The sequence below is a fragment of the Rhizobium rosettiformans W3 genome (assembly GCF_004912135.1).
In the GTDB taxonomy this organism is placed as follows: Bacteria; Pseudomonadota; Alphaproteobacteria; order Rhizobiales; family Rhizobiaceae; genus Allorhizobium; species Allorhizobium rosettiformans.
The window spans coordinates 1-1,554 of the sequence record NZ_STGU01000067.1; the positions used below are offsets into that span (position 1 = coordinate 1).

Annotated in this window: 1 protein-coding gene; it reads right to left on the reverse strand. The window is 61.0% G+C overall.

The window, feature by feature from the left end; translation table 11 throughout:
- Positions 1-1,554, reverse strand: a 1,554-nt coding sequence (locus tag FAA86_RS24800) for a DUF5801 repeats-in-toxin domain-containing protein (protein ID WP_205910072.1), incomplete at both ends; no start/stop codon positions are given.

Here is a 1,554-nt window from a genome sequence, read left to right on the forward strand (position 1 = left end):
GGACAGGCCCACGCCCTTGGACGAAAGACCCACCGTCGTCATCGTCGAGAGCGCATCCGATGCGAACGAGAAGCCGCCACCAGCCTTGGCGCCATCTGCACCGAACGAAACAGCATCCGCTGCTGTGCCCTGCGTGATAACCGCACCCAGCGGCCATTCCGTACCGGAAAGATCGCCGAGGCCGTCGTAGGGATGATTACCCGAGGAAAGAGCACTCGCGATATCGTCTTCGTCGGCCGTCACCATGACAGCCGCGTTCGCAACCTTCGGCATGTCGTCATCGACATTGATGGTGAGTGTGCCGTTGATGCTGTCGTTGTCGCCATCGGTGACCTTGTAGGTCAGCGTGAACGTCTGGTTGTTCTCGGTGTCGCCGTTCGCATGCATCAGCGGCGCAACCTGCGTCACCTTGTATTCGCCGGTCGCAGCGTCGAGCGACACCGTGATAACAGTCGTGCCGTTCTGCTTGATCAGCAGCGTGCCGTCTTCGCTCCGTTCGTAGGCGAACCCAGTGGCACCGCCGGCCGTCGCCGTCGACGTTGCAACCCAGGCAATCGAGCCGCCATCGGCGCCGAAGTCATGCGACAGAACGCCGGTGACGTTCTGCGGCGCAAAGTCGTCGTTGGTGCCGCCCTCGATGCCGTTCGACAGATCATCGTCTTCGACATAGACCGTGCTGTTGGAACCGACCCACGGGCCGTCGTCATCGAACGCGATCTTGGTGCCGATCGCGATCGTCTTTTCCACCGTATCCTGGTCGTAGTCGGTCACCGACAGAACCGCAGAGATCTTGTCCCCGAGGTTGACGCTGTCGTCGAAGTTGTTGCCGGTCGCCGAATGCTTCAGCGACAGATACTGCGCAACCGTCACCTGGCCGCTGCTGTCCATATGGATCGCAAAGGCGGCAGTGCCGTTTGCAATGCGGCCGACAACCAGTTCGCCTTCCTTCGAAAGCGTAATCGGCTGTCCATCAGTCGTGAACAGGCCGGAATCCGTGTCATTGATCTTCAGCGTCAGCGAGCCATTCACCGAACCCGTGAAGAAGCCCGTATCGTCGGCGCCGCCGTCGATCGAGAAGTCCACCACGTCATCCTTGGCATAACGAACCGACATGTCCGGATCGTTGCCCTTGGAACCGACGGCCGTGAACAGCTGCGACGCGAAGTAACGCGATACCGGGTCCGTCAGGTTGTCGTCGTTGTTGCCGCCCGTCTCGTCCACACGAACCGTGCTGTCCGTCCAGATCGACGTCTCCGGCATGTCGTCGACGACAGTCACAATGATCTTGCCGTCAAGACCGACGGTATCGCCGTCACGGTCCGTCGCTTCGATCACGGCACCGAAGTCGATGCCCGCGATCGAGCCACCCGGAACCTTCAATGCCGTATTCTCGCCACCACCAGCGACATGGTCGAGCTGGTCATACTGGCGGTAGACGAACTCGCCCGTCGACTTGTCCAGCGTCAGCGTGAAGACCACACGGTCGCCGAGGCCCAAGCCCGCATTGCCCGCGACGTTGGCATAAGCCACCAGAGCGCCGCCAACATAGGTGTA